The organism is Micromonospora sp. NPDC127501, assembly GCF_040302185.1.
GTDB lineage: Bacteria > Actinomycetota > Actinomycetes > Mycobacteriales > Micromonosporaceae > Micromonospora.
This window is the reverse complement of sequence record NZ_JBEORJ010000007.1, coordinates 243,480-263,285: the sequence shown is the minus strand read 5'-3', so window position 1 is coordinate 263,285 and position 19,806 is coordinate 243,480. Positions and strand designations below refer to the sequence as shown.

The 19,806-nt window shown below is 72.4% G+C and carries 18 protein-coding genes and 1 tRNA gene; 6 read left to right on the top strand and 13 right to left on the bottom strand.

Going from position 1 to position 19,806, the window contains the following annotated elements:
• Positions 1–222 precede the first annotated feature (222 nt).
• The 5 genes from ABTW72_RS18805 to ABTW72_RS18785 are packed head-to-tail and all read right to left on the bottom strand — an operon-like array spanning position 223 to position 6,495.
• On the bottom strand, positions 223–945 hold the full coding sequence (locus ABTW72_RS18805; protein ID WP_350860498.1) for an FAD:protein FMN transferase: 723 nt from the start codon (positions 943–945) through the stop codon (positions 223–225).
• Positions 946–994: 49 nt separating this feature from the next.
• Positions 995–1,597 carry an FMN-binding protein gene (locus tag ABTW72_RS18800; RefSeq protein WP_350860347.1) on the bottom strand — a complete coding sequence of 201 codons (603 nt, stop codon included), beginning with the start codon at positions 1,595–1,597 and terminating at the stop codon, positions 995–997.
• Between the two features lie 13 nt (positions 1,598–1,610).
• Complete coding sequence (locus ABTW72_RS18795) at positions 1,611–3,029, bottom strand: ferredoxin reductase family protein (RefSeq protein ID WP_350860345.1); 1,419 nt, start codon at positions 3,027–3,029, stop codon at positions 1,611–1,613.
• On the bottom strand, positions 3,026–4,408 hold the full coding sequence (locus ABTW72_RS18790) for a DUF1501 domain-containing protein (RefSeq protein ID WP_350860343.1): 1,383 nt from the start codon (positions 4,406–4,408) through the stop codon (positions 3,026–3,028). Before ABTW72_RS18790 ends, ABTW72_RS18795 begins: the two co-directional genes overlap by 4 nt.
• 8 nt (positions 4,409–4,416) lie before the next feature.
• Entirely contained in the window at positions 4,417–6,495 is a 2,079-nt protein-coding gene (locus ABTW72_RS18785; RefSeq protein WP_350860341.1) for a DUF1800 domain-containing protein, read from the bottom strand.
• 431 nt (positions 6,496–6,926) lie between these two features.
• Between ABTW72_RS18785 and ABTW72_RS18780 the strand changes: the two genes are divergently transcribed.
• Entirely contained in the window at positions 6,927–7,184 is a 258-nt protein-coding gene (locus ABTW72_RS18780) for a DUF3040 domain-containing protein (protein WP_091409372.1), read from the top strand.
• A 46-nt stretch (positions 7,185–7,230) separates the two neighbouring features.
• Here the strand turns inward: ABTW72_RS18780 and ABTW72_RS18775 are convergent, their stop codons facing one another.
• Together ABTW72_RS18775 and ABTW72_RS18770 are read right to left on the bottom strand one after the other, a co-directional pair.
• Positions 7,231–8,133, bottom strand: coding sequence for an SWIM zinc finger family protein (locus tag ABTW72_RS18775; RefSeq protein WP_350860339.1), 903 nt, complete (start codon positions 8,131–8,133; stop codon positions 7,231–7,233).
• The gene (locus ABTW72_RS18770) at positions 8,130–11,435 is read right to left on the bottom strand and encodes an SNF2-related protein (protein WP_350860337.1); all 3,306 of its coding nucleotides are present in this window, start codon (positions 11,433–11,435) and stop codon (positions 8,130–8,132) included. The genes ABTW72_RS18775 and ABTW72_RS18770 overlap by 4 nt, the downstream gene beginning before the upstream one ends.
• A 185-nt stretch (positions 11,436–11,620) precedes the next feature.
• On the opposite strand from ABTW72_RS18770, the gene ABTW72_RS18765 reads away from it, so the two are divergent.
• Positions 11,621–12,493 carry a carbohydrate kinase family protein gene (locus tag ABTW72_RS18765; RefSeq protein ID WP_350860335.1) on the top strand — a complete coding sequence of 291 codons (873 nt, stop codon included), beginning with the start codon at positions 11,621–11,623 and terminating at the stop codon, positions 12,491–12,493.
• Positions 12,494–12,521: 28 nt separating this feature from the next.
• Here ABTW72_RS18765 and ABTW72_RS18760 read toward each other — a convergent pair whose 3' ends face one another.
• Positions 12,522–13,040 carry a DinB family protein gene (locus ABTW72_RS18760; protein WP_091409357.1) on the bottom strand — a complete coding sequence of 173 codons (519 nt, stop codon included), beginning with the start codon at positions 13,038–13,040 and terminating at the stop codon, positions 12,522–12,524.
• A gap of 82 nt (positions 13,041–13,122) precedes the next feature.
• Between ABTW72_RS18760 and ABTW72_RS18755 the strand changes: the two genes are divergently transcribed.
• On the top strand, positions 13,123–13,329 hold the full coding sequence (locus tag ABTW72_RS18755) for a DUF8847 domain-containing protein (RefSeq protein WP_088949546.1): 207 nt from the start codon (positions 13,123–13,125) through the stop codon (positions 13,327–13,329).
• Between the two features lie 10 nt (positions 13,330–13,339).
• On the opposite strand, the gene ABTW72_RS18750 is transcribed toward ABTW72_RS18755, so the two are convergent.
• On the bottom strand, positions 13,340–14,482 hold the full coding sequence (locus ABTW72_RS18750) for a polysaccharide pyruvyl transferase family protein (protein WP_112675897.1): 1,143 nt from the start codon (positions 14,480–14,482) through the stop codon (positions 13,340–13,342).
• 92 nt (positions 14,483–14,574) lie between these two features.
• Positions 14,575–15,054 (bottom strand): GNAT family N-acetyltransferase, encoded by a 480-nt coding sequence (locus ABTW72_RS18745; protein ID WP_350860332.1) that lies wholly within the window; start codon positions 15,052–15,054, stop codon positions 14,575–14,577.
• Positions 15,055–15,177: 123 nt separating this feature from the next.
• Between ABTW72_RS18745 and ABTW72_RS18740 the strand changes: the two genes are divergently transcribed.
• Entirely contained in the window at positions 15,178–16,491 is a 1,314-nt protein-coding gene (locus ABTW72_RS18740; protein ID WP_350860330.1) for a glycosyltransferase, read from the top strand.
• 9 nt (positions 16,492–16,500) lie between these two features.
• Positions 16,501–17,094 carry a Pr6Pr family membrane protein gene (locus ABTW72_RS18735; RefSeq protein WP_350860328.1) on the top strand — a complete coding sequence of 198 codons (594 nt, stop codon included), beginning with the start codon at positions 16,501–16,503 and terminating at the stop codon, positions 17,092–17,094.
• Positions 17,095–17,100: 6 nt separating this feature from the next.
• Here the strand turns inward: ABTW72_RS18735 and ABTW72_RS18730 are convergent, their stop codons facing one another.
• On the bottom strand, positions 17,101–17,730 hold the full coding sequence (locus ABTW72_RS18730; protein WP_350860326.1) for an HAD-IA family hydrolase: 630 nt from the start codon (positions 17,728–17,730) through the stop codon (positions 17,101–17,103).
• Positions 17,731–17,968: 238 nt separating this feature from the next.
• On the opposite strand from ABTW72_RS18730, the gene ABTW72_RS18725 reads away from it, so the two are divergent.
• Positions 17,969–18,712 (top strand): SDR family NAD(P)-dependent oxidoreductase, encoded by a 744-nt coding sequence (locus ABTW72_RS18725; protein ID WP_350860324.1) that lies wholly within the window; start codon positions 17,969–17,971, stop codon positions 18,710–18,712.
• Positions 18,713–18,804: 92 nt separating this feature from the next.
• Here the strand turns inward: ABTW72_RS18725 and ABTW72_RS18720 are convergent, their stop codons facing one another.
• Positions 18,805–19,353 (bottom strand): hypothetical protein, encoded by a 549-nt coding sequence (locus tag ABTW72_RS18720; protein ID WP_350860322.1) that lies wholly within the window; start codon positions 19,351–19,353, stop codon positions 18,805–18,807.
• 326 nt (positions 19,354–19,679) lie between these two features.
• Positions 19,680–19,754, bottom strand: a tRNA-Val gene (locus tag ABTW72_RS18715).
• Positions 19,755–19,806 lie beyond the last annotated feature (52 nt).

The window sequence follows — 19,806 nt, the reverse complement described above, 5'->3', positions numbered from 1 at the left end:
CGCCGAGGCGTCGGTCCTCGTTGACAGGGGGACGGTGCGAACGCGCGCCACGAACGGGGGAACGATGTCCACCAACGACAGAGCGCCTCATCCTGGCGGCACCGAACCGCCCCGGCGCAGCCACCCGGGGCGCCGCTGGGCCGGCACCCGACCGTCCGGGTCCCGCCCCGGCCGCCCACGCCCCACCGGTTCCCGTCCAGCCGGCACCCACCGCCCCCTCCGCTAGTCGGTCAGCGGGAGGTCGACTGAGTGGTACTGGCGGGCGTTGTCGGTTATCGCCGCGTGGGTGTGGTCGTTCAGGCGGGCCAGCCAGTTGAGGCCGGGGGTGCCCATGGCGAGGGCGGCGGTGGCGTACGCGTCGGCCACCCCGAGGTCGGTGCCGACCACCGTCACCGAGCGCAACCCACTGGCCGGTGCGCCCCGGCGCGGGTCCAGCACGTGCCGGCCCCGCTCGTACACGCCCGACGTGGCCACGGCCAGGTCTGTCCCGCTGAGCACCAGGCAGGCCGCCATCGCGTCCCACGGGTGCCGGATGCCGATGCGCCACGGCTCCCCGGACGGCGACAGACCCCGCACCCGTACGTCGCCGCCGGCGTTCACGCAGTGGTTCACGGCACCGGCGGCGACGAGGCGGTCCGAGGCGACCTGAGCGGCCCAGCCCTTGACGAAGCCGGACGGGTCGAGCCGACCGGTGGCGTACGCGTCGAAGAACCCGTCGGTGGCGCCCCACAGGTCGGCGCAGGTCTCCAGCACGTACCGCAGGTCCGCGGACGCCTCGGAGAGCAGCACCTCACCCCGGTCGAAGCGGCACACCTCGCTGTCCGGCTGGTAGGTGCTGAACCGTGCGTCCACCTCGCGCATCCAGGCGAAGACCTCGTCGGCCAGCTCGCGCAGCGTCGCCGGTGGCAGGTCGTCGGCGAGGTCCAGGGTGATGGCCGTACCCATGATCTGTTCGACCCGGCACAGCCCGGGTCGGGTCAGTGTGGCCCGCACGTCAGAATGCCTGCTCGATGGCGGACCGCAGCGACTGCTTGTACGAGTTGCTGGTCTCGGTGGCCCCGGAGACGGTGTTGAGGTTCGCGTTCTGCTTCTGCACCACCTCGCCGCCCCTGCCGTCGTAACGGTTGCGGACGTCGCCGCTGTGGATGTCGGATTCACCCCCGCTGGGCAGCGACAGCGCGACAGCCTCGACGATCCGGTTACCCGAGACGACGATCTGCACCTGCACGTACCCGTACTCGTTCTCGAAGCCGTTGCCGGTGACCCGGCGGGTGGTCGACTGGGGTGCCTTGGTGGTGGTCCGGGGTGCGCTGGGGGCCTTCGTCGTCCTGGTGCCCGACGGGCGGGCGGTGGTCCTGCCGGGCTTGGGCGACGTCGACGGCTTGGCGCTGCCGGATGACGTCGGCGTGCCGACGGCGGGGTCGGTGCCCGGCGCACCCGCGGCGGCACCGGGGTCGGTGCCCGGCCCGGAGGGGTTGACCGGCTGGGCGGTCGGCAGGTTCTGAGCGACCTGGCTGGTGCCTGGCGAGCCCTTGAACACCACCAGCGCGGTGGTGCTGGCGGCCAGGCCGGTGATCGCGAGGAGCGCGCGACGCATGGGGATGCCCTTCCTACAGCTCGAACGTGGCCAGGTGGATCTGCCGTCGGGGCACGCCGGCGCGCCGCAGCGCACGCACCGACTGTTCCACCAGACCGGGCGGCCCGCACAGGTAGACGTCGCGCCGGGCCACGTCCGGCACCAGTTGCCGCAGCCCGTCCGGGCTCATCAGCTGGCGGGGGCCGGGGTCGTCGCGGGAGCCGATGACGTACCAGACGGAGGTGTCGCGCTCCTGGGCCAGCCAGTCCAACTCGCGGCTGAGCAGCACGTCGGCCGGTGTGCGGGCCCGGTAGATCAGGGCGGCGCCCGGCGGCAACTCCTCCAGCATTGCCCGGATCGGCGTGATGCCGCTGCCACCGGCGATCAGCAGCGCCCGCTCGCGGAGCCGGTGCGCGGCGGTGAAGGTACCCGACGGGCCTTCGGCCCAGACCCGGGTGCCCGGTTCCAGGTCACGCAGGTCGGCGGTGTGGGTGCCGACCACCTTGACGGTGACCCGCAGCCAGCGGCCGTTGGCGGCGGCGGAGACGGAGAACGGGTGCGACTGCCACCAGCAGCCCCGGGTGAGGAACCGCCAGCGGAAGTGTTGGCCGCCGAGCATGGCCAGCCGGCCGAGCCGTTCCCCGGTGAGGTAGATGGAGATGGTGTCGGTGCTCTCGGCGACCACGTCGGCGACCCGCAGCTTGTAACGCAGGTTGAACGCCAGCGGCGCGATCACGCGGCCCCAGAGCAGGGCGGCGACCACCAGCAGGTAGAGCGCGATCCAGCCGGTGCGCACCGGGCCGGGCTTGTACAACTGCGCGCCGTGGGCGAACTGGTGGCCGAAGCCGAGCAGCAGGATCAGGTAGCTGGACAGGTGCAGCAGGTGCCACATCTCGTAGGGCAGTGCCCGCCGGATCGCCCGGATGCTGCTGAACCCGACAAGCATCATGATGCCGGTGGCGACGAACGCCGAGACCATGTCCTCGTAGTCGCCGAGCAACGTGCCGACCTCGGCGAGGATCGACTCGTTACGCAGGTCGGCGTAGCCGACCAGGATCAGCGACATGTGTGCCAGCACGGTGACCAGCAGTGTGGCACCGATGTCCCGGTGCCAGCGGGCCATGTGCTCGCCGCCGATCCACCGTTCCAGCACCGGCAGTCGGCTCATCATCAGCACCTGCACCAGCAGCAGGTAGCCGGCGATCAGGCCGGTGATCCGGCCGGCCGCGGTGACGGTGGCGGCGGTGCTGCGCAGCGATCCGGCGGGGGTGCCCAACCACCACGGCAGCACGCTGGCGAGCAGGCCGACCAGGAGCAGCACGCCGAGCAACCGTCGGCCGCCGGGTCCGCGCCGGTCCGGGATCTGCGGGGGTACGGGTGCAGCCGACCGGCCGCCGTGCCGGGACGAGGTCCCGGTACGACGGCCGGCGGCGTGGGTGTGCGAATGCGTCACGCGTACAGCTTCATCGGGGTGTACTTCTGGCGGGGGAAGACCTTGTCGACCTCCGCGTTGGTGAGCCCGAACCGGCCCTGCGCCACCGCACCGTAGACGTTGAACATGTTGTTGTACTCCGGCACGTCACCGGAATCCAGCTTGTCCAGACCGTTCCAGGTGCCCAGCAGCGAACCGGCCAGCTTCTTGCCGGACAGCAGGGTGACCACGCCGCCGTGCCCGTGGTCGGTGCCGTTGTTGTTGGAGCCGACCCGACGGCCGAACTCGCTGGACACCATGATCGTCACGTCGGCGGCCTTCGGGCCGAGGTCGGTGAAGAAGGCGGCCATCGCGCTGGCCAGCTCGTTCAACCGGCGGTACAGCTGGCCGCCCTCGCGGGTGCCCTGGTTCTCGTGGGTGTCGTAGCCACCCATGCCGACAGTGGCGACCCGCACGTTGGCGCCACCCTTGATCAGCTGAGCGAGTTGCTGGAACGCGTTGCCGACGCCCTCGTACTTGACGCCCTCGGCGGGCTGGTACGGCTTGGCGGCGAGCTTCTGGGCGGTGGCCAGCGCGCCCATGCCCTCCTGCACGGCTTCCTCGACCGGGTGGTTGATCCCGGTGAAGAGGCCCTTGATGGCCTTCTCGGTGGCGGCCCGGAACCGCTCGTCACCGTTGAGCCGCAGGGAGCCGACGTTGTTCAGCGACAGCGCGCCGTTGTTGCCGACCAGCGAGCGGGGCAGCGTGCTGCCGATGCCGACGCTGCGGAACGCGGTGCCCTTGCCCAGGTTGTCGACCAGACCGTCGAGCCAACCGCGGCCACCGGTCTCGTTGGGCAGCCCGCCCAGGTTGCAGGCGTCCGCGGCCTGGAAGTGGCTGCGGGACAGCCGCTCGTCGGAGACCGCCGGGATGAAGCCCAGCTGACCGGCCGTGAGCCACTTCTCCAACGGCTTGAACGCGCCGGTCAGCTTGAAGCCGCGGCCCAGGGCCAGCGAGTCGTTGCCGAGCAGCAGGTCGGGCCGGGCCTTGTTGAGCACCGCGTCGTTGTCCGGCGCGATCAGGCTCAGGCCGTCCAGCCCGCCGTAGAGGAAGACGTGGATCAGGGTGCCGGTCTTGGTCGCCGCGAACGACGCCGAGGTGGTGACGAACTGGGCGGTGGCCAGCGCGGTGGCGGTGGCGGCCGCACCGGCGACGAAGGTCCGCCGGGTGACGCCGCGGCCGTCCTGCTGGGCCTCCTCCAGGTTCTCCAGGGTGCGGTACCTGTCGAACTCGGCGGCGTTCTCGGCGGCGACGATGTCCGCCTCGGCGCGCAGCAACGCCTCGGCCGGGTTGTCGGCCAGCCGTCGCACGTCGGGGCATTCGGGGTGCAGGGGGAAAGAGTTGTACACAGTCTTCTCCATCGGGTGCCTCACCGGAGGTGGTGCTGGGGGGAAGCGAGGATCGCCCGCGCGACGGCGGTGATGGCCCCGTTGAACGTGGCGTCGACCTTGGTGGTCGTCGCCGCACCGGCCACGCCGAGGATGAGGTTCTTCTCCCGCGTGCTCAGCTTCTGGCCCAACAGCCGCAGGGAGAGCGCGTCCACGTACGCCCCGGCCGTCGCCGGCGGCTTGGCGACCAGCTTCTCCGGTGCCGTGTACGTGAAGGTGGTCCGGTAGCCGGCGAGGATCTCGCCCGCCTCGTTCCAGCCGTTGACCATCGCGCCGGCGGAGGTCCAGGCGACGTAGACGTCCGGGTAGCCGTCCGGGGTCGGATGACCCATCGGGGACTGACCCAGCTCGCGCATCTTGTCGTGGATCTGGCGCAGCCCTCGGGCGTAGGCGGTGCGCTTGCTGTCGCCGTTGTTGTGCTTCGGCGACGCCTCCGGCGAGACACCCAGGGTGCGGTACGTGGCGACCAGGTACTCCATCGGCCGACGCACCTTCTGGCCCACACCGGCCCAGAACTCCGAGGAGCAGAACAGCGTCATCAGGACCGGCTTGATCATGCCCTTGTTGGTGGTGTACGTCTTGGCCAGCCGGTCCACCAGGGACTTGGGCGGGGTGTCCGAGACGAACCGGGTGGCCAGGCTCTGCGCCACGTACTTCGCGGTCGACGGATGCGTCGCGATGTAGGTGATGTACGCGTCGATCGCCGCTTCGGCCTTCTTCGGGTCGGCCGAGTTGTTCGCGTGGGTGAAGCCGAGGATCTTCACCTTGCCGACGTAGTGCTGCTCGGGGCGGAAGACGTACTTGCCCTTGTCGTCGACACCACGGCCGGTCTGCAACATGGCGGCCTGCCGGACGTCCGGCTCCTTGTAGCCGCCGTCGACGCCGACCGAGTAGAGCTCGAGGTTCTCCCGGGCGAGGTTCTCGTTGATCGCGTCCTTGCGGGAGTCCTTCTGGTTCAGGTAGATCAGCAGCGCCGGGTGCTTGTTCGCGGCGACCAGCATCTCCGGGTAGCTGCCCAGCGCGTGCTTGCGCACGACGTCCTGGTCGAACGAGTTGCGGTACACCTCGCCGCCGTCGAAGTCCGCGGCGACGTGCAGGAAGTCGTTCCAGAAGTCGACCATCACCTCGAACAGCTGGCGCTTGGACCAGATCTGCCGGGCGATGGTGGCGTCGACCATCTCCCGCTCCGGGTGGGCGTCCTGATCGTTGAGCTTGTCCCGCTGGTCGCGCAGCTGCTGCACGGTGAGCTTCTGGGTCGGCAGCTCGGCGAGCTTCAGCTCGCCCTTGCTCGGCTCCAACTTCTCCGGGTCCAGCTGGGCGCGGATCCAGGCGTCCATGCCCTCGCGCTTGATGTCGGCGACCACCGCGGGCGTCACGCCGAAGGTGGCGCGCCGGGCCAGGTGCAGGATCGGGTCCTTGGCCAGCACCGTCTTCACTGTCACCTTGGTCGCCGCGGCGGCCGCGGCCGGGCCGGAGAAGGTCCGCCCACCGGCCGGCGCGTTCTTCTTCAGCGCCTCACCGGCCCGGGAACCCATGTAGCTTTCGTTCTGCTCGGTGTAGGTACGCACGGTGCTGGGCTGCTGGCCGCTGGGCCGCGCCGCGGTGCCGTCGGTCACCGTGCTGCCGGTCGCGTCGCCGGCCGCCTCGTCGCCGAAGAGGCCACGGATCTGCGGGGTCATGGCGAGCGCCGCGCCACCGGCGACGACGGCGGCGGTGCCACCGAGGGCCACCATCGCCTTACGTCGGCCGACCTTGCGATCCGGCTCGTTGTCATCGTCGATGGTGGGCAGTCCGGTGCCGGCGGGTCGCGCCGGGGCCGGACGGCCAAGGCCCTCCGGGCCGACCCACTGCGGACCGCGCGGGGCGGGCGCGGGCTGACCGGCGTACTGCTCACGCGGGTCGGCCTGCGCGGCGTAGCCGCCCTGGTAGGGGTGGGGCGAGTCGTAGCCGTAGGGCGCGGGCGTGTGGGGGTCGCCGTAGCCGTCAGCGCTGGGGTGCTGATGTCCGTCCCAACCGCGGTCGTCCCGCGGTCGACGTGGTGGCACATTCTGGTCGGCCATGTACCAATCCCGATTTCTGATGAGCGCCGGAAGCTGCTACCGGGCAGGTGCGGCAGGTGCGGCGACTGTTGCCTGAGGGGGTTGCTACGGCAAGGTAACCAAGGCCCCAGGGCCCTTCAAGGTGGCCGGAACCCACTCGTGAGGGCACTTAAGACAGCGCTCAGTGCGACCTCGGCGGCGGGCGGTGGGATGGGCCTGCCCGCAGACCTTCCCAGCAGGGCGTACGTGCGGCAGCCGAGCACGGATCGGACCAGGCCGCCGTACGCGACAGTTTCGGCGTCGTTCACCACCAAAGGCAAACTTAAGGTTCAGGTAAGCCGGACGTGAGGCGCGCTCGCGTGGAGGAAAAAGAGCAGCAGCGGGCGAGCGTGAGCCGCCACCGCAGCGGGTATGCCGCCGAACCGCTGAACGCGTGAGGGGAAGGCAGCGCCATGCTCAGCAAAGAGGATCAGCGCAGATTCGACCAGATCACCCGTCAGCTCCGGGAAAGTGACCCGGCCTTCTTCAACCGGCTGGACCACCGGGCCCGAGCCCGCAGGGGCCGCTACCTGATGTTGTTGACCATCGTGCTGTGGGCGTCGCTGCCGGCGATAGCCGTGTTCGCCGGTCGACTCACCGGTGCGATCTGCGCGGTGGTGCTGGTGGCCAATGCCGCGATCATGTGGCGGTTCCGCCGCCGCTGGACGTGACTGCTCAACCGCTCAACGGGACGGCACAACCGGTGGACGTGACAGCTCACCTGTCGGCCGGACCGAACGCCCGGTACGCGCGGCGCAACCGTTCGAGCAGTCCCGGCCCACCGATGGCCGGGGCCGGCGCTCCGAGCTGGCGCAGCAGCAGGTCGGTGCCGGTCACCAGTCGGGGCGGCCGATCCGGCAGCGGCACGGGCGCTGACCAGAACCGGTCCGCCGTGTCCGCCAGCGGCGTCGCCGACAGCCCGGCGAGCGCCCGGGCGGCACCGACCGGCGCCACGGTCTCCACTGTCGACACCGCACCGTCCGGTCCGGACGGTGGATCGAGCGGTGGGGGCGGCGGTGTGGCACCGGTGGTCGCGGCCCGCCGGGCGCGCAGTTCGTCGAGCAACTCCGCGCGGGACCGACCGCGCCAGTGCAGCAGCTCGAACGGGTCCGCGTCGAACGCCTCGGCCAGCAGGTAGAACGTCGCCGCGAGGTGCTTGCACGGCACCGCGAAGTCGGGGCAGTTGCAGCGCTGGGTCAGCTCGTCCACGGCGGCCGGGAAGAGCGGCGCGCCGGCGGCGGCGAACAGCTCCTCCAACTCGTCGGGGAGGTCCCCGGCGAGCAACCGGGCGCTGAAGAACGCCTGCCCGGCCAGCTCGTCCTCGATTCGGGACCAGAGCGCCGTCGGGAACGGCTTCAGCGCGATCGACACCTGGTACGGCTGCGGCCGGGAGCCCTGCACCACCGCGTCGACCCGCCCGGGTGTGATGTCGAGCGTGAGCACCTGACCGGCCCGCGCGTAGGACCGGCCCCGGGTCAGCCGGGTGCCGAGCGCGAACGACTCCAGTACCTCCAGGAAACGCCGCGACCACCAGGACCTGCCGATCGCGCCCCGGGCACTGCGCGCCCGCAGACCCCCGTCGACCCGACGCGGGCGCCCGTAGTCGGCGAAGTCCGTCACTCCACCACCGCGCCGGCTTCCAGGGCGAACAGGTCCCGCAACTGGCCGGTGGACAGCTCGGTGATCCACTGCTCGCCGGTGCCGACCACCCGTTCGGCGAGGCTGCGCTTGTCGGCGATCAGCGCGGCCACCTTCTCCTCGACAGTGCCGGCGCACACGAACTTGCGCACCTGCACCCGTCGGCGCTGCCCGATCCGGAACGCACGGTCGGTGGCCTGGTCCTCGACCGCCGGGTTCCACCAACGGTCCACATGCACCACGTGGTTCGCGGCGGTCAGGGTCAGCCCCGTGCCGCCGGCCTTGAGGGAGAGGACGAACAGCGGCGGACCCTCCGCCGACTGGAAACGCTGCACCAGGGCGTCCCGCTCGGCCTTTCCGAGGCCGCCGTGCAGGAACAGCACCTCCCGGCCGAACCGCGCGGACAGGTGACCCCGCAGCATCGCACCGAACTCGGCGTACTGGGTGAAGAGCAGCGCCCGCTCCCCCGCCGCCAGCACCTCCTCCAGGATCTCGGTGAGCCGAGCCAGCTTGCCGGAGCGGCCCTCCAGCGGTGAGCCGTCGCGCAGCAGTTGGGCGGGGTGGTTGCAGACCTGCTTGAGGCGGGTCATGGTGGCCAGCACCAGGCCGCGTCGTTCGATGCCGTCGCTGGTCTCGATCCGGGCGAGCATGTCGTCGACCACCACCCGGTACAGCGCGGCCTGCTCCGCGGTCAGGTTGCAGAGCACCTCCATCTCCAGCTTCTCCGGCAGGTCCGAGATGATCGACGAGTCGGTCTTGAGCCGGCGCAGCACGAACGGGCCGGTGATCCGGCGGAGCCGCTCGGCGGCCTCGGCGTCGCCGTGCCGCTCGATGGGCTCGGCGAACCGTTTGCGGAACGTCGCGGCCGGCCCGAGCAGACCCGGGTTGGCGAACTGCATGATCGACCAGAGGTCGGCGAGGCGGTTCTCCACCGGCGTACCGGTAACCGCCACCCGCTGCCGGGCGGGCAACGCGCGAACCGCCTCGGCCTGCCGGGTCGACGCGTTCTTGATCGCCTGCGCCTCGTCCACCACCACCCGGTGCCAGTCGATGCCGGCCAGGTCGGCGGCGTCGCGAGCGGCAACCGAGTAGGTGGTGAGAACCAGGTCCGCGCCGTGGGCGGCCGCGGTGAACTCCGCCCCCCGCGCCCGCTCGGCACCATGGTGTACGTGCACCCGCAGCTCCGGGGTGAACCGGGCCGCCTCCCGCTGCCAGTTGCCGACCAGCGACATCGGACAGACCAGCAGGGTCGGCCCGGCCTCCGGTGGGTCCCCGGCGAGCAGCGCGAGCAGTTGCACCGTCTTGCCCAGCCCCATGTCGTCGGCGAGCACACCGCCCAGGCCCAGTGAGCGCAGGAAGGCCAGCCAGGCCAGCCCCCGCTGCTGGTACGGCCGCAGCGTCCCCCGGAAGCCCGGTGGCGGGTCCAGCGGGGTGAGCCGCCGCTCGACCGCGCCGGCGAGCAGGTCGCCCAGCGCCCCGTCGGCGGTCACCTCCAGCACCGGCAGCTCGCCGGTGGCCTCGCCGTCGGCCAGCCCGAGGCGGAGCAGGTCGGCGACGGTCAACTCGCCCGCCGAGCGGAGCAGGCGCAGCCCGGCCGCGAGCCGCCCCGGGTCCAGCTCCACCCACCGGCCACGGAGCCGTACCAAGGGGGTCTTCGTCTCGGCCAACGCCGCCAACTCCTCGGCGGAGAGCGGCTGGTCACCGAGCGCGATCTCCCAGCGGTAGTCGACCAGGGCGTCCAGACCGACACCGGCTTCGGCGCCACCCACAGTGCCCGGCGCGGTGCGGCTGCGCGCCCGCAACCGGGCGCCCAGTCGTGCCGACGGACGCTGCCACCAGGAGGGCAGCAGCACCCCGAAACCGGCCGCGTGCAGCACCGGGGCGCCCGCACTGAGGAACCGGTGCGCCCCCTCGACGTCGAGTTCCATCGCCTCCGGGGTGGCGGTACGCAGCGCGGCGTCCAGGTCCGGCCAGAGCCGACTGGCCCGGCCCAGCTCGGCGAGGAGCGTCTCCTGCGGGCTGGTCGTCCGGCCAACCAGGCCGCCGAGGGCCTGCGGCGCTCGCCAGATGTCCCCGGCGTCGACGTGCAGGCCGGGTTCGTCCGCGGCCTGCAACCCGAACTCCAACCGCCAGCGCCCGGCACCGATCGACCCGACCGGCACGGGCGCACCGTCGGCAGGCACCGGCACGGGCGCGCTGCCGGCGGGCACCGGCTCGGGCGCGCTGTCGGCGGGCACCGCCCGGGTGGCCAGGATAGGTTCGGTGACCTCGTCGGGGGCTGGTTCCACCAGGCGGAAACTGGCCCGGACCGGGCCACCTGCGGCGTCGCGCTGCCAGGCGTCCAGTTCGGCGGAGAGGGTCGCCAGCCCGGCCGGGTCGATGGTGAAGTCCCGCTGCGGGCCGGCGAGCGCGGCCAGCCAGGCCGGCGCCGGCCCACCCGGCCGCAGCCCTCGCGCCAGCGTGGTGGTCGCCAGCGCAGACCGCGCGGCAGCGTCGGTCAACGCGTCCAGCGCATCAGCGACCAGGGCGGCAGCGGTCAACTCGGGCCCGCCCGAACCGACGGTCGCCGCAGCGGGGGTGGCGGCGCTCCCGGTGGGCCCGTGAGCAGCGGCAGCGGTGGACGGCAACGCGGCGGTGGCGGGCGGCAGGACGGCGGCTCGGGCGGCCGGTGGGAGGGCCAGCGCCAGTGAGCGCACCCAGGCGGCGTCGGTGCCGGTCAGCAGCGGACGCCACACCGCGTGCGCGGCCACCTGCCCAGCAGCGCCTGACGCCGTCGTCGCGCCAGCGCCGGACGTCTGGTCGGCCGTCGTCGTACGCACGCCTGGGAGGACGCGACCACGGGTCACCAGGTCGGCGGCGAAGTCGGCCAACTCGGCGAGGTGCCGCAGGGTGGCCCCGGCCACCGCCGGGACATCGTCCAGGGCTTGCAGCAGCGACAGGGCGTCGTCCGGGGCGTACACCAGGGTGGGGACCCGCCACCCGGCCACTGTGAGCCGGCCGCGGGCCGCGGGTGCGACGGTGGTCCGGATCAGCTCGGGTGAGTCGGTCGGCGCGCCCGCCAGGGTGGGCAGGGTGAGCAACGCGGTGTCCGGCCGGCTCGGCTCGGCGGCGTCGGCGAGAACGGCGGCCAGGTCGGTGTGCCCGGCGGCGAAGGGGTGCGGGCGTTCCCGGGCCGACCGGCCCGAACGTGCAGCGGGAACCGGTGCGGCGCTGTCCTCGGCCCAGACGGCGAGGCCGCCGGTCGAGCTGCCGCCGGGCAACCACAGCCCGTGGATGACCAGCACCTGCTCCCCCTAGTCGCCGCCCGTCCCCAGAATAGGCGGCCCCGCTGACCGGACCGACGGCCCCCACCTGCGCGATCTTGGAGTTTGTGTCGGCGTTCTGCGAACGGTGCACCTTTTGTTGCCGCCGAAAGTGCAAGATCGCGCGGCGCTGGAGGTGGGAGCGGCAACGGGCTAGCGTCGACGTCGTGGTCGATCTGCTGGTCCTTGGCGGGCTCGGGGTGGACGTACGGGTTCGGGTGCCCGCGCTGCCGCTCCCGGCTGCCGATTCCCACACCGTCGAGCCGATCGAGCTGCGGATCGGCAACACCGGCGCCGGGGTGGCGTTGGCCGCTCGGGCGCTCGGCCTGCGGGTACTGGTGGTCGACACCCTCGGTGCGGACCCGGCAGGTGAGCTGGTCCGGGCGGCGTTGACCCGGGCCGAGGTGCCGGCGTTGCTGGCCGAGCACCGGGGCGGCACCCGCCGGTCGGTGAACCTGGTGGACCCGGGTGGGCGGCGCACGTCGCTGTACGACCCGCGCCCATGGCAGGGCGATCCACCGTTTCGCGCCAGCGAGTTGGCCGCACTGGTCCGCGACGCCCGGCACGTCCACCTCTCGATCATGGACTGGGCGGTGCCGTTGCTGTCCACCCTGCGGGCTGCCGTTCCGACAGGCGTGACGCTCTCCACCGACCTGCACGACTGGGACGGCGAGAACACCTACCATCAGCCGTTCGCGGAGGTCGCCGACCTGGTTCTGCTGAGCGGGGTGCGGTTGGGCGACCGGGCCGCGTCGCTCGCCGGCGCGCTGGCACCCCGGACGGTGGTGGTGACCCGCGGGGCGGACGGCGCCGAGCTGTACCCGGGCGACGGCACGGCGGTGCCAGTGCCGCCCGCCGTCCCGGAAGAGCCGGTGGTGGACAGCAACGGGGCGGGCGACGCCTTCGCGGCCGGCCTGATCGCCGCCCGGCTGCGCGGTGAGCCACTGGCACGTGCCGCCCGGTACGCGGCGCGGGTCGCCGCTGCGGCCTGTACGCATGACGGGATGGAGTACCCGCCGGGCCTGTTGCCCACCGCCTGACGGCCGACGGCGTGCACCGACCCGGGGCTCAGAGCGCGCCGGCTTCGCCGTCGGTCAGCTCCCGCAGGATGTCGGCGTGGCCCGCGTGCCGGGCCGTCTCTTCGATCATGTGCACCAGAATCCAGCGCAGCGACACCTCACCGAGCTGCGGGTGCGGCACCACGTGGTCGAGGTCGATGCTCGCGGCGACCGCCCGGGAGCGGGCGCAGGCCCGCTCGTACGCCTCGGTGAGCCCGACGATGGTTTCCTGGTCGCTCAGCGTGAAGCTGGCGACCGCGTCCTCCTCGGAGGTCAGGTAGACGTCGCCGGGCTCGGGGGCCAACAGGGTCGGGAACCAGTTCCGCTCGACCAGGGTCAGGTGCTTGACCAGCCCGGCGAGCGTGGTCGCCGACGGCACCAGCCGGCGGCGGGCGTCGGCGTCGGAGAGACCGCGCAGTTTGCGCAGCAGCACGGCCCGGTGGAAGTCGAGAAACGAGGTCAGTACGGCGCGTTCGTCGCCGGTGCGGGCGAGCACCGGACCGAGCGTGGGATCGATCGTCTGCTCCATCCGCCGACCCTAGTCACGGGCACCGCGCCCCGCTGCCCCGCTATCCGCTGCGGGCGGGCGCTACGCCGGGCAGGATGGGCGCATGGCTTCATCCGTGCAGATCCTTCTCGTCGGCGGCACGGCGGACGGGCAGACCATCACCGTCGAACTGGACAGCAACGGCCGTCCGCCGCTCACCCACCATCACATCGGCTCCGGCGGGCTGGCCGACGCGCAGATCTACGAGTTGGAGACCGCCCGCGAGGAGGCCCGCGAGTGGCGCTACCGGTGGACCGGCCCGGCGGTGTGACCCGCCCGGCTCAGACCCGGGTGAGGGCCTGGCTGCGCAGGCTCTCCAACACGCCGCGGGTGACCTCCGAGGTGCCCCGCGCCTGATCGCAGACCTCCGCCACCCGTCGTGCGGTGGCCTCGGCGCGTTGCTCCCGCTCGTCCCAGAGCCGGTCGACCTCGGCCAGCAGTGGCCCCTCGACCTCCCGCTCCACGCCGCGTAGCGCCGGCACGCCGAGTCGTTGGGCAAGGTCGAAGACCTTACCGGCGTACGGCAGGGGCAGGAACGGCGTACCGACCATCGCCGCGAAGATCAGGAAGTGCAGGCGCATGCCGACGACCAGGTCGAAGTGGCGCATCAGCCCCAGCACCTGCTGCGGAGAGTAGGTGCCGTGCAGGATTCGACCCCGCTCGGCGGCGACCATGTGCGACAGCACCCCGTGGGAGTGTCGGATGTCGTCGCGCTCCATCGGTACGAACAGCACGTACGCGTCGATCCGGTGCACCAGGAAGTCACCGATCTGGGCCAGCAACCGGTGGTAGCCGTCCACGTCGAGGCGTTCGGCGGCCCGGCCCGGCTCCCGCACGCTGATCCCGACAAGGCGCTTACCGACCGGCACACCCTCCTCGGCCAGCAGGTGGGCCGGGAACTCCTCCGGTTGCAGGAGGAACGCCGGGTCCGCGGTGACCGTGATCGGGTTGAGCAGACCGGCCTCCTCCAGCACCATCCGGGACTCCTGGTCCCGGACGGTCACCTGGGTCGCGCTGGAGAGCGTTTCCCGGACCATGCCGGTGTCCACCCCGTCGCTGAGCGGCCCGACCCCCACCGCGTACGTGATCAGCGGCAGGCCGCGTTCCTGGGCCACCCGGACCACCCGCAGGTAACGGCGGGCCTCCCGGTCGTACAGGATGCCGCCGCCGCCCAGGATGAGCAGGTCGAGCTGGGCCAGGACCAGGGCGGAGTCGGTACGGCTCACTCCCTCCCAGGGCACCGCTTCGACGTCCGGGTGCGCGGCCCTGGTGTGCTCGGGGTTCCTGGAGAAGACGATGATCCGGGCGTTCGGTTCCTGCGTACGCAGATCGGTGAGCAGGCCGGTGAGGATCGCCTCGTCGCCGAGGTTTCGCCCACCGTACGAGCCCAGCACACCGATGGTCAGTCCGGCGCCGTGCGTCATCCGTCGCTCCTCCCCAGGTGCGGTCCGCGCCGGTTTCCCGCTGGGCAGGTGAACAGTCCTGCCGAGGGGACCCGTCCCGGGCCGCCGCCGGCTCAGCTCGCCGGGGTGAGGCGCTTCGCCATCTGCTGTGAGGTGACCTCGAAGCCCAGACTGCGGTAGAGGCCGATCGCCACGGTGTTCGTGCCGAAGACGTTCAGACCCAGCTCGGGCACGCCGAGCTGGGCGAGTTCGGCCTCGATGAGCTGGATCATCCGCCGTGCGTACCCGCGTCCCCGGTGTTCCTCGTGCACCTCGATGTTGTGGATCCACGCCTGGTCCGGGGCGGCGGCCGCCGGCAGGGTCACCCAGATCCAGCCGACCTCGGTGTCGCCGACCCGGCCCACCCGCAGCAACGCCCTCTCGGTGGCCACGCCCGCCGGCAGCGACTCCCGGATCTGGCCGACCGACCGTTCCAGGGCCGCCTCCGGGGTCATCCCCCGGTGCGCCACCAGGTCCTCGGCGTAACCCTGCACCAGTGGCCCCCGCAAGCGGTCCAGCTCCGGTGCCGTCATCGGCGTCAACGTCAACTCCACAGCGTCTCCCCCTTCGTCGTCGCCAGCGGGTAGTGCAGCAGAACCGGCCCGGGCACGCCAACCGTTTCCCCGGCCGGGGGCGCACGGGACGGCCGGGGTGCGCGGGCCGGCCACGATGGCAAGGTGCGGATCGCCCACGTCAGCGACAGCCACCTCACCAACCCGGAGGGGGTGGCCACCTCGGTCGGCACCACAGTGGCGCTGCTGCGCGCCGCCGGGCACCGGGTCGTGCTGCACTGCCCCGGCCCACTGTCCCGGTGTCGCCGCCGACCGGGCGAGGTTCCCTCGCTGTCGGTGCCGACCCGGCCGTACCGGTTGGCGCTGCCCCGGCCCCCCAGCGCACCTGTCGACGTGGTGCACGTGCACACCACCGGACCGCTCGGCGTCGCCGGCCTGCGGTGGGCCGCCGCCCGGGGCGTACCCACCGTGCTGACCTGGCACACCGACCTCGTCGCGTACGCCGCGCACTACCCGGAGATCCCGATCGGGGCCGCGTACGCCGGCCTGCGGCTGGGCCTGCGCTGGCGGGCGGGCGACCTGTGGGCCCTCGCGCACCCCGGGCCGAGTCGACAGGCCCGACTGGCGGCGCTCGGGCGAACCCTCCTGGCTCACACCACTGTCCTCATCGCCCCTTCGGCGAAGACCGCCGCGATGATGGCGATGATGGCGGGGCCTACACCGACCGTGGTCCTGCCGACCCCTGCCGCCGCGCCGCACGCCGACGCCGACGATCGGCGGCGGCTGCGGGCCCGACTCGGCATCCCGGCGCACGCGCCGGTGCTGCTCGCTGTGGGACGGGCCACGCCGGAGAAGAACTCCGAGCTGCTGCTGGCCGCGTTCGCCCAGGTCCGCCGCGAGTTGCCGGCCGCACGGCTGGTGCTGCTCGGGGCCCGGCGGCACCGGCTCGCGGTCCGCCGGATGGCCCGCCGGTACGGCGTCACCGGCGCGCTGCACCTGCTCCGTCCGGTGCCACGCCACCGGGTCGGCGCCTACTACCGGGCGGCGGACGTGCTCGCGTTCGCCTCCACCACCGACACGCAGGGCCTGGTGCTCGCCGAGGCCGAGGCGTACGGACTGCCGGTGGCCATGGTGGACGCTCTGCTCGCCGAGCGGCCCGGCACCGGCACCACCCGACCGGTGGCCGAGCCCAGCCCGGCGGCGTTCGGGGCGTTGCTCACCCGGCTGCTGACCGAGCGGGAGCTACGCGGGGCCGTGATCCGGGACGGCCGGGCGGCGGCGACGGACTGGTCCGCGGAGCGCTACCTGGCCGAGCTGGTCAAGCTGTACGCGTCGCTGCCGCCCGTCAGCGCGGCGGGAGCTGCCATCGAAAAGGCGCGGCGAGGTGACGCGGAGGCCAGGTCGGAGCGACCAGCCGGCCCGGCGCCGGGAACCGGGCGCGGCTGCTCGTCGTGGCGTTCATCGATGCGACGGTGGTAGCGTCCGCCGGTGGCCGACCGGGTCCTGCGGGTGAGCACCGCTGTGGTGCTCGCCGTCGGGCTGGCCCTCGCCGGAATCGCCGCCCGAGAGGAACCCGTCGAGCTGCTGTTCTACTTCACAGTGCAGGTCGACCTGGCCTACCTGCTGGTGTTGCTGGCCGGATGCGGTGACCGGGTGCGCACCGCGCTCACCGTCTACCTCGTCGGCACCGCGGTGGTCTTCGTCCTCGTACTGGTCAACCCATGGAGCGGCTACGCCATGGTGGCGATCCCCGAGGCCCGAGGGCTGGCCTCCGATGCCGGCAACCTGTTGCTGCACGCCGTGGTGCCGCCGCTGGCCGCCGCGCAGTGGCTCAACCGCCGGCCTCGGGCCGCGCTGCGTCCGGCGTACGTGGTCAGCCTGCTCGGCTACCCGCTGCTGTGGCTGACCGTGATCCTGGTCCGGGGCGCCTTCGGCGGGGCCGAGGACCGCTATCTCTACCCGTTCCTCGACGTACCCCGCCTCGGTTACCCCACCGTCGCCCTCAACGCCCTGCTCTTCGGCGTCACACTGCTGCTGATCGCCCTGACCGCGGTTCGCCTGACTCAACGGCGACCTGGTTGACAGTGGTCAGGGTGCCGACGGCGTCGACTCCAGTTGGTGCGCCAGCTGGGCCAGGTCGCGCAGGCGAAGGTCGCCGTCGAGCCCCTTCAGTGCGGCGGTCATCGCCCCGGCCGCCCGACCGGCCCGCAGGCCGACCTCGGCGTCCTCGACGACCAGACACCGTGCCACGGGTACGCCCAGCAACGCCGCGCCCCGCAGATAGCCCTCCGGGTCCGGCTTGCCGACGCTGACGTCCTCCACCGTGACGAGCACCGGCGCCTTGATGCCGGCGGCACCGAGCCGAGCCTCGGCAAGCCGCGCGTCGGCGCTGGTCACCACCGCCCAGGGCAACCCCAATCGGGCCAGCGAGTTCAGTAGCTCGTGCGCCCCGGGGGTGGCAGTCACGTCGGACAGGTCGTCGTACTGCATCGCCAACTGCCGGGCTGCGGCAACGACGACTGCCGCATCGTCGAGGGCGGGCAGCAGCCGACGGATGGTCCGGTCGGCCGGGCTGCCGTGCGCGATCGCCAGCGCCGCCGCCGGGTCGACGGCGTACTCGGCGGCCCACCGCTCCCAGGCCCGCTCCACGGCGGCGTCGGAGTCGACCAGGGTGCCGTCCATGTCGAACAGCACCGCGCCAATGCCTGCCAGTTGCACGACCACGCTCCCCGAATCGCTCGCCCCCACCCTCCCCCACCTCGCAAGATCCGCGCAACTTGGGTGATCCTGCTGTCTCGTCGCCTGGTGAGGCAGCAGGAGCCGTGACGTTGCGCGGATCATGGCGGTCCGCCGGGCCGGCAGGCCGTCGAGGATCGCGGGAATCGGACCTGGAGGTCGGAGCGAGACGTCCGATGGCCGCCAGACGGGAGGGCGGCGCGCCCAGATGATCGTTTGCATGACGACGACACTCAACGACAGGGTCGCCCTGGTGACCGGCGGTTCCCGGGGCATCGGAGCCGGCATCGCGCTGCGCCTGGCGCAGGACGGGGCCGACGTGGCGCTGACCTACCGGCAGGACGCCGAGCGGGCCGCGGCCGTGGTGAAGCAGATCGAGGCGCTGGGCCGCAGCGCGCTGGCGATCCAGGCGGACGGTGCCGACCCGGACGCCGTGCGGGGCGCGGTCGACCGGACAGCCGCCGAACTGGGTCGGCTGGACATCCTGGTGAACAACGCCGCGGTGTTCCTGGTCGGCGCCCTGGACCAGCTCGGCTCCGCAGAGCTGGAGCAGACGATAGCGGTCAACATCCGGGCACCGTACGTCGCCGCTCGCGCGGCCCTGCGACACCTCGGCGACGGCGGCCGGATCATCAGCATCGGCAGCAACGTCGGTGAGCGGGCGGTCTTTCCCGGGCTGACGCTCTACGCGATGAGCAAGACCGCGCTGGTCGGGCTGACCCGGGGCCTGGCCCGTGAACTGGGCCCACGGGCCATCACCGTCAACCTGGTCAATCCCGGGCCGACGGACACCGACGCCAACCCGGCGGACGGACCGAACGCGGCGGCGATCAGCGGATTCACCGCCGTCGGCCGGTACGCGCGCCCCGCCGACATCGCAGCCACCGTAGCGCACCTGGCCAGCCCCGAGGCCAGCTACGTGACCGGTGCGGTGGTCAACGTGGACGGCGGCTTCACCAGCTGAGGAACCCGGGCGGCGTCGACGCGCCATCCGGCGCCGCCCGGCCTCGACGATCGGCGGGCGCGCCGCCGCGACGGGTGAGGGACGCCGGCTCGTCAGCCGTCGTGACCCAACACCGGGCGTACCGCGTCGACGAACGAGATCCGGCGCTTCGTCCGTACCTCTATCGCAGCGAGCCAGCGATCCCGGTGCCGGTCGCGCAGCGGCGCACTCCCGTCGCCCGACTCGTCAGCGAGCCGGCGCTGGTCGGCGTACTCGGTGGTGAGGCTGGTCAACACGGCCCGGCCGGCCGCCGCGACCTCTGCCGGGCCCTCCAGCAACACCACGTTGTACGCCTCGTCCACGGCACGCGTCGCCGCGTACGCCTCGTCGTAGCCGGGCATTGGCTCACGCCCGCCGACGTCCAGCCACCGCCGATCCAACTGCCGGTACGCCTGGTCGCAGGCGCTCAGGAACCCGACGTACGCGTCCCGCTGCAGCTCACCCCGACGCGTCGCTCGGCGCTCGGCACTCTCCTGCCGAGCGACGGTGAGCTGGTGGGCCAGTTGCCGACGGGTGCTGAGCGCACCGACCAGCCCGGTCAGGGCGGCCGCGGCCAAGGTGGACAGTGAGGTGATCAGCGCGACGGCGACGGTGTCCTGCACCCACCCATCATGGCGGCGTCCGGAGCGGTCCGCTCTCATCCACTCCCGGGAGAAAGCGAATAGAATTCCGTCGGTGAAGTCACGGGCAGTCACGTTGGACCTGGGAGCTTCCCCGTCGCCCGCCGGGTCGGGTGAGCTGTTGCTCGCGGATGAGCGGAGCTGCCGTCTCGTCTTCGTTGCCGAGGAGCCGCACAGAGTGGCGATGGCGACCTTCACCGGCTTCTCGCAGGTGATCTTCGGCTATCCGAATGACGAGGCGTTGCCCGGCCATCCCCTTCACGGCCCTCGCGTCATAGCGGCTGAGGCTGACCGCTCACGGTTGGTGTTGGTGGGCGCGGCAGGTTTCGAACCTGCGACCCCCCGCTTGTAAGGCGGGTGCTCTCCCACTGAGCTACGCGCCCGGATCGCCCGTGTGGCGGGCCGGTGGCTGGCAAGCTTACCTGCCCGCCACCG

What these genes read in the sequence shown, in the direction of transcription:
- ABTW72_RS18805 (WP_350860498.1), bottom strand. Translation starts at nt 945, where the DNA reads ATGGGTACGGCCATCACCCTGGACCTCGCCGACGACCTGCCACCGGCG.
- ABTW72_RS18800 (WP_350860347.1), bottom strand. Translation starts at nt 1,597, where the DNA reads ATGCGTCGCGCGCTCCTCGCGATCACCGGCCTGGCCGCCAGCACCACC.
- ABTW72_RS18790 (WP_350860343.1), bottom strand. Translation starts at nt 4,408, where the DNA reads ATGGAGAAGACTGTGTACAACTCTTTCCCCCTGCACCCCGAATGCCCC.
- ABTW72_RS18785 (WP_350860341.1), bottom strand. Translation starts at nt 6,495, where the DNA reads ATGGCCGACCAGAATGTGCCACCACGTCGACCGCGGGACGACCGCGGT.
- ABTW72_RS18780 (WP_091409372.1), top strand. Translation starts at nt 6,927, where the DNA reads ATGCTCAGCAAAGAGGATCAGCGCAGATTCGACCAGATCACCCGTCAG.
- ABTW72_RS18760 (WP_091409357.1), bottom strand. Translation starts at nt 13,040, where the DNA reads ATGGAGCAGACGATCGATCCCACGCTCGGTCCGGTGCTCGCCCGCACC.
- ABTW72_RS18755 (WP_088949546.1), top strand. Translation starts at nt 13,123, where the DNA reads ATGGCTTCATCCGTGCAGATCCTTCTCGTCGGCGGCACGGCGGACGGG.
- ABTW72_RS18750 (WP_112675897.1), bottom strand. Translation starts at nt 14,482, where the DNA reads ATGACGCACGGCGCCGGACTGACCATCGGTGTGCTGGGCTCGTACGGT.
- ABTW72_RS18725 (WP_350860324.1), top strand. Translation starts at nt 17,969, where the DNA reads ATGACGACGACACTCAACGACAGGGTCGCCCTGGTGACCGGCGGTTCC.